Annotated in this window: 6 protein-coding genes; 2 read left to right on the top strand and 4 right to left on the bottom strand. The window is 38.3% G+C overall.

Annotation, left to right across the window (positions count from 1 at the left end):
- On the bottom strand, positions 1-1,883 hold a 1,883-nt coding region (locus CK510_RS23210; protein ID WP_095723939.1), incomplete at its 3' end, for a heavy metal translocating P-type ATPase.
- Positions 1,884-2,021: 138 nt separating this feature from the next.
- On the opposite strand from CK510_RS23210, the gene CK510_RS23205 reads away from it, so the two are divergent.
- Positions 2,022-3,149 (top strand): precorrin-8X methylmutase, encoded by a 1,128-nt coding sequence (locus tag CK510_RS23205; RefSeq protein WP_095723938.1) that lies wholly within the window; start codon positions 2,022-2,024, stop codon positions 3,147-3,149.
- A gap of 70 nt (positions 3,150-3,219) precedes the next feature.
- Here the strand turns inward: CK510_RS23205 and CK510_RS23200 are convergent, their stop codons facing one another.
- From CK510_RS23200 to CK510_RS23190, 3 genes are all read right to left on the bottom strand, one after another.
- Entirely contained in the window at positions 3,220-3,819 is a 600-nt protein-coding gene (locus CK510_RS23200; protein ID WP_095723937.1) for a hypothetical protein, read from the bottom strand.
- A 156-nt stretch (positions 3,820-3,975) separates the two neighbouring features.
- A complete protein-coding gene (locus tag CK510_RS23195) occupies positions 3,976-4,863 on the bottom strand; it encodes a metal ABC transporter permease (protein WP_095723936.1) in 888 nt (295 codons plus the stop codon).
- Between the two features lie 128 nt (positions 4,864-4,991).
- Positions 4,992-5,711, bottom strand: coding sequence for a metal ABC transporter ATP-binding protein (locus tag CK510_RS23190; RefSeq protein ID WP_095723935.1), 720 nt, complete (start codon positions 5,709-5,711; stop codon positions 4,992-4,994).
- A 183-nt stretch (positions 5,712-5,894) separates the two neighbouring features.
- Between CK510_RS23190 and CK510_RS23185 the strand changes: the two genes are divergently transcribed.
- The gene (locus CK510_RS23185) at positions 5,895-6,926 is read left to right on the top strand and encodes a metal ABC transporter solute-binding protein, Zn/Mn family (protein WP_245912336.1); all 1,032 of its coding nucleotides are present in this window, start codon (positions 5,895-5,897) and stop codon (positions 6,924-6,926) included.
- Positions 6,927-7,193 lie beyond the last annotated feature (267 nt).

The raw sequence follows: 7,193 nt of genomic DNA, 5'->3' as shown, positions 1-7,193 counted from the left end.
GTAACCAATATCGTCGAACCTTCATGTCCAATTACCCCAAGTGGCAAAGTGAGATTTGCGACAAAATTTGCTACTAACAACACAACGATAAAACCTAATGCAAAAGTAATATTTTGCTTGATAATTCGTAGAGAACGACGACCTAATTTTATAGCAACAATTATTTTTTCCAAACTATCCGAAATTAAGACAATATCTGCCGTTTCCAGTGCCACATCACTACCAGCTATACCCATCGCAATCCCCACTGTTGCAGTCGCAAGCGCGGGAGCATCATTAATACCATCCCCAACCATAACCACGCTACCGTATTCCTTTTTTAAACGCTGAATAACAGTAACTTTATCTTCCGGTAAAAGTTCTGAATAAACTTCATCAATTCCTAATTCTTTCCCGACATTCTTTGCTGTGAGTTCATTATCTCCAGTCAACATAATGACTTTTTGGATTCCCAACTTTTTCAATCTTTGAACTAGGAATGCCGATTCTTCACGAATTGTATCTGCAACTGCGATGATTCCTAAAACTTCACCAGATTGGGCAACCCAAACTATGGTTTTACCTGTTGCTGCTAATTCTTGACTTTGTTTAATTAAAAATTGGGGAATTTCCCTAATTTCCTGCTTAATAAAACCTGTTTTTCCCAAGATAACTTTTTCATTGTTGATTTCCGCAGTAATTCCCAATCCAGCAAATGCTTGAACATTATTTACTTGGGGAAACTCAAGATTTTTGATTTCAGCAAATTTAACGATCGCATTCCCAATCGGATGCTCGGAAAATGCTTCTACTGCTGCTGCGACTTCCAATACTTGATTTTCCGAGAAACCCGATGCGGGGATAATCTCCACAACCTGGGGTTTTCCAGTCGTGAGAGTACCAGTCTTATCAAATGCGATCGCATTTACTTTGCCAATCATCTCTAAATGGGAACCGTTTTTGAATAGAATCCCTTGTTTAGCACCATTAGCTATACCTGATAACAATGTTGGCATGATTGCAGCCATTAAAGCACAAGGGGAAGCGACAACAAGGAAAATTAAAGCTTTGTAAATTGTCGTTTCCCAATCCCAACCGAAAATAAACGGTGGTAAAGTCGCAAGAGCTATACCCAACACCACTATAATTTTTGCATAACCCCGCTCAAACCGTTCGATAAATTGTTGCGATCGCGGAGCTTCGGTTTGTGCTTGTAATACCTGTTTGACAATGCGCTGAATTAAACTAGATTCTGGTGGTTGATGTACCCGCAATTTCAATGCACCATTACCATTAATTGTCCCACCAAAAACCTCATCGCCAATTGTTTTTTCTACAGGTAAAGATTCACCCGTAATTGCTGCTTGATTAATACTACTAAATCCTTCAGTAATTACACAGTCACAAGGAATCATTTCCCCAGGTTTGACAATCACTTGTGAACCAATCTGCAACTTATTAATACTAACTTCCCGTTCTTCTCCAGCTACTAATACCCTGGCAGTATCGGGAGTCAAACTCATCAAACTGCGGATTGCCTTTTCAGTACGCTGCATTGCGTAACCTTCCAACGCACCACTAACTGCAAAAATTAGAATCAGTACTGCACCATCAACAATTAAATGATACTCCCTGCGCCACAAACCTAAACCAGCAGCACCTAAAGCAGCTACAATCATTAATAAATCAACATCAAGTTCTTTCTCTTCCCACAGTGTCGTCAACCCTTCCTTGGCACTTCCATAACCACCAACTACATAGGCAACGGGAAGTAACAATAAAGCCAGGGAAATCCAATTTGAGTGCAGTGCAAATGAACCAATTAAAAGAAATATTGCACATATACCAGCAGCAACAGCGTCGGGATGTTCTTGGAGTAGGTTTTTTTTGGTAGAGATAGTCATGGTAGTGAAGTCATTAATTTCGACTTCTTCAGCCTAAACCTTGACATTAATGTTAATGTCAAGGTTTTTTATGATTGCTGGAGTTTGGAATAAAATTTAGAGGTATGGAGAATTGTAAAAAACCGCAGATAAACGCAGATGAATACCGGATGTTTAACAATAAAAGAGTTAACAGAAGCTGTGGGAAGTGGGATAACACCAAGAATGGTGAGACATTACCACCAATTAGGAATACTGCCAGAGGCAATGCGATCGCATGGGAATTATCGTCTCTATACTGAGAAAGATGTGCGTCGGTTGCAAAGAATTGTCGCACTCAAGCAGCAAGGATTTCAACTTAACCATATTCAACAATTACTGGAAGCTGAACCGGAAAATGACGACAACCATAACCTTACAGCACATTTACAACGTCAATATCGAGTTGTGATGCAGCAAATAGCTCAGTTGCGACAAACAGCATCCGCATTGGAAGGATTATTGGGAAGAGATAAACATTGTCAAATTGTCCAAGCTGAGGTTTTAGCACAACTTAAATTAATTGAAGTTGAAACCCAATCTGGATTGAATGGACTTCAAAAACTTTGGTCAGGATTAGATTCGGAAGTTCACGCACATCCTGAAGATTTTCAAGAGTCTTTACAAGGGTTATTACCAGATATTTCCCATCTTTCGGAAATTGAACAAGATTTAATTTCAAAGTTGGTTTTAGCTTGCGGAGATGTGAGTTTAGTCGGATTTATTCGCTTGGGAAATAATGCTTTGGTGACTAGTAAGGAAGCGCTAAAATCGGGATGTGAGATTGTTGTAGATATATCCTCTGTTGCGGCTGCTTTGGATGATACACGCTTAACTCACTTAAATTGTCGAATCACAACATTAATCGATAATCCCCATGTTACTACTGCAATTGAAGCTGAACAAGCCTTTTGGCAACAGCAAAAATGGCGTGACAAAGTTTTGCAAATTACTCCAAATAGTATAGTTGTGATTGGTTATGCACCGAGTGCTTTGCTTTCTATTTGCGAAGCGATTCAACATCAACAAATTTCAAAACCTGCATTAGTAATTGGAATGCCAATCGGTTTTAGTCATGCTCCTGCTGCGAAGCGTTTGTTAATTCAATCTGGTGTTCCATTTATGACTATTGAAGGAACTTTGGGAGGGGGATTATTAGCAGCAACGGCATTGAATACTTTGACAGAATGGGTTATTGAAAAACCCCATTGTCACTGTTATCTTCAGAATAATCAGCCAGAGAGTTAATTCCCTGTCTAATAGCTAAAGTCATCTAAAGATGACTGAATTAAGAAGTCGTAACCCAACATTTTATTATTCACGATCGCAACATCCACAACAAAATACTCAAAATGCGATCGACAGGGGGCAAAAAATAATCCGTCAAATCAATCGTTACAATTTGCCCTTCCAACTTCAAAAATCGCCAAGCCGTTCCACTGGTAACGCAACCATAAATCACTGGAATCGATGTTTTTGCCTTTTCATTAAACTTCTGTGCTGCAACCATTTCCGCCACACATTGCCCCAATCCAGATTTTGTATCTTCTTTTTTTGCCTCGACAATAATCACCGCAGGAGCTTTAATAAACAACTGTTCTGGCGATAGACTCACTAAAAAATCACAACGTCCGCTTAATTCTGCCTCTACATCCACCGTAAAATCTTCGCCTGAAAATACACTCACTTGACGATTTAACTGTCGTCGAACTTCCAACAAAATTGGTGTAATAATTGCCTCAGAACGAGCCTTTTCACTGCCCACTGCAATAGCCCAAGGTAAACTGTCTATCAAAGTTTCTCGTAGCAATTCACTCGGCGCAACCGGTTCTAATTCGGGAATAAATGTGCCACCTTCCAGGATTTGTAGCGAAAAGTCTTCAACTACTTTACGTAATGTGAACTTATTATATGCCATAGTATTGAGTAAATATTTTTGTTTCTAAAGTGCTTCCATCATAATTACATCTTTGACCAACCAAAACAATTGGTAATACCTGCTATCGTGCAACGCTGTAACTGTGGCTGCTACGAGTTTTCTATTTAAGAGGTTTCACCAAAAGGTCTATCAAATTTACTTTTGATTATGCATTAATTGTTGCCATGTGTTTGTTACTTGCTCTTTCAAATCAGGTCGGGTTAATACTCCGTGGGAAGGACTAAATAAAAATGCAATGAAGAAAAAGGTGAATACAACTAACACAATTGCAGCACCAGATGGAATGTCCCAATAATAGCTCATATACATACCAATGATGCAGCTAATAGAGCCAATTATTGAACCAAAAATCATCATTTCATGTAGTTCCTTTACGAGTAAATATGCAGTCACTCCAGGACCAACTAACATAGCAATTACTAATAAAGAACCAACTGTTTGTAAGCTGGCAACAACAGTTAAAGTAATCGCTGTCACCAAACCCATATAATATAATTGAGTCCGCATTCCTTGCGCTTGTGCCCCAATTGGATCGAAAGTATATAAAAGTAACTCTTTATAAAATAAAATCACACTCAAAACAATAAAAATAGTAATAATTAAAGTCATAATTAAATCATTTTGATTGACACCCAAAATATTTCCAAACAAAATATTCACCAAATCAATACGATTTGCACCTGGTAGAATGCTAATTAAAGTGACTCCAATTGCGAGAAACTCCGATAAAATTAAAGCCATTGCCGAATCTAATTTTACCCGTGAATATGCCTCAATCGTCGCGAGCATAATCGCACTCAAAATACCTGCTATCGCAGCACCCATTGACAGCGAAAAGCCCATAACATAAGCAATTGGTAAACCCGCAACAACCGAGTGGGAAATAGCATGTGCCATCATTCCCATTTGTTGCACAATCATATAAGTACCAACAATTGCACACAAAATACCCATCAGAATCCCAATAATAATGGCATTCCGCATAAATTCAAATTGCAATGGTTCAAGAATTATATTCATCATTTAATTAGTGTTGAATTACGTAGAGACGACCCGGTGGGTCGTCTATATTAAAATTACGAATTACGAATTACGAATTATGAATTATGAATTATGAATTATTATTAGTCATCATATCCAAGCAAATCATTTTAACTTATTGCCAATCCAAAATTATGCCCATACGCTTTTTGAATATTTCCCGGAGTAATAACCTCTTCCCGTGAACCTAATGCCACAAGATATTTATTTAATAAAATAAGTTGATCGTAATGCCTTAAAGTATCACCTAAATCATGGCTAATAACTAATAACGTTTTATTTTCCAATTTCAACTTACTAAATATCTCAAAAATTATTTCTTCCGTCTTTATATCAACACCAGTAAACGGTTCATCAAAAAATAAAATATCAGCTTCTTGTGCTAAAGCCCTTGCCAAAAATACCCTTTGCTGCTGCCCCCCCGACAACTGACCAATCTGCCGATCGCGCAAATTCCAAATACCTACCCTCTCCAATGCCGCTTCTACCAATTCCTTAGACTGACGACTGTAACCACGAAATAAACCCGTTTTCAAAGTTCTTCCCATCATCACCACATTCCAAACGGTAGTGGGATAATCCCAATCAATATGGGACCTTTGGGGAATATATGCTACCTTACCCCTTTGCTGCTTTAATGGCTTACCACAAAACTTTACCCAACCAGTCGAATTTGCCACTAGTCCGAGCATTGCTTTCAACATTGTACTTTTTCCCGCCCCATTCGGACCGATGACACCGACTAATTGCCCAGTCGCGATCGCAAAACTAACTTTCTCTAGTGCTTCGTTTCCCCGATAGCGTACTGATAAATTCTCGACTTCTAACATGTTCTTTTTCTAGCCTTGCAATAGGTAATAATTACACTCTTTGTTTACGCTCTAATTTTGATGCTACCTAAGCACATTCAATCTTAAGCCTTAATTAAGCTTATTACTGATTATCGTTATCGTAGTATACTGAAAGATTGAATCACAAGGTTAAAGCAATACATTCAACTGGAAACCATAGCTATGCTGGCAAATTTACAAGTTAAAGTACTAATGAAACCAAATTACTGGTTAAGTGCGATCGCAATGTTGACACTAAGTTTGTCTGGATGCGGTTCGGGAACAGAAACAGGAACAGGAACTAATACGAGTGAAACCACTCCAACAGCTACAGCATCTCCAGCATCGGCAAGCAGTGGTGATAAAAAGCTAAAAGTTGTTGTATCCCACAGCGTACTATGCGATTTGGTTGGAGAAGTTGCTAAAGATAAAGTCGATTTAAACTGCTTGATTAATCCCGATCAAGACCCCCATGTGTACGAGGGCAAACCATCCGATAGACAGGCTTTAGAGCAGGCTAGTATAGTCTTTTACGCAGGTTTAAACTTCGATACTGCCATCGTCAAGATGGTGGAAGCAACAAAAACCCCCGCACCGAAGTTAGCTTTACACGACTTAGGAACGGTAAAAAAATTAACATTGCTCCATGATGGTAAAACTGAAACCGATCCCCATGTTTGGCATAATGTTAAAAATGGCATCAAGATGGTGGAGATAATTAAGGAGAATTTAGTAAAAGTTGACCCCAATAATGGGGCAGAATTTACTAAAAATGCTACAGCGTTAGAAGCCCAACTTAAAGCAATGGATGCATGGATTCCTCAGCAAATAGCCACGATTCCCGAAAAACAGCGACGTTTAGTTACAACTCACGATGCACTGGGTTATTATGCAGATGCTTACGGGTTAAAAATTGCTGATACTTTGTTAGGTGTTTCCACAGAAGAAGAACCAACTGCGGCAAAAGTTAAATCACTGACTGAAGGTATAAAAAAGCAGAACGTACCGATTGTGTTTGCAGAGGTGACGGCAAACGACAAAGTATTGAAAACCGTTGCCAACGAAGCAAAAGTTAAAATTGCTGACCAAGAATTGTACGCTGATGGTTTGGGTAAAAAAGGAACAGCCACAGGTACTTATATTGGCATGTTAGAGTCAAATACCTGTGCGATCGCAAATGGTTTAGGTGGCAAATGTACCCCTTTTAAACCTTAGGCATCATGTAAAAATAAGTTGTACAAAATTTATTTGGAATAGCTTGCTAAATATAGCTTTCACATAAAAAAATTGTTCAGGCTCTTTTTACACAAATTCTTAACTGATGTTGTGACGTGACATTTAAGGGCGCGTCACAATATTCACCATATTTTTATGATTATGACAAAAGTCAAGATAATTAAACTACCTAAAGTAAAAAATATATAACAGTATTCTCAATTATTAAAGATGATATTCATCGAAAATACTTATATCGATATATAG

Origin of the sequence: Brunnivagina elsteri CCALA 953 (assembly GCF_002289455.1) — a bacterium.
Lineage (GTDB): Bacteria > Cyanobacteriota > Cyanobacteriia > Cyanobacteriales > Nostocaceae > Brunnivagina > Brunnivagina elsteri.
The sequence above is the reverse complement of the archived record's forward strand: the minus strand, read 5'-3'. Positions and strand labels throughout refer to the sequence as shown.

Bases quoted from the DNA above. Each gene is read 5' to 3' on its own strand.
- CK510_RS23205 (WP_095723938.1), top strand. From the start codon at position 2,022: ATGAATACCGGATGTTTAACAATAAAAGAGTTAACAGAAGCTGTGGGA.
- CK510_RS23200 (WP_095723937.1), bottom strand. From the start codon at position 3,819: ATGGCATATAATAAGTTCACATTACGTAAAGTAGTTGAAGACTTTTCG.
- CK510_RS23195 (WP_095723936.1), bottom strand. From the start codon at position 4,863: ATGATGAATATAATTCTTGAACCATTGCAATTTGAATTTATGCGGAAT.
- CK510_RS23190 (WP_095723935.1), bottom strand. From the start codon at position 5,711: ATGTTAGAAGTCGAGAATTTATCAGTACGCTATCGGGGAAACGAAGCA.
- CK510_RS23185 (WP_245912336.1), top strand. From the start codon at position 5,895: ATGCTGGCAAATTTACAAGTTAAAGTACTAATGAAACCAAATTACTGG.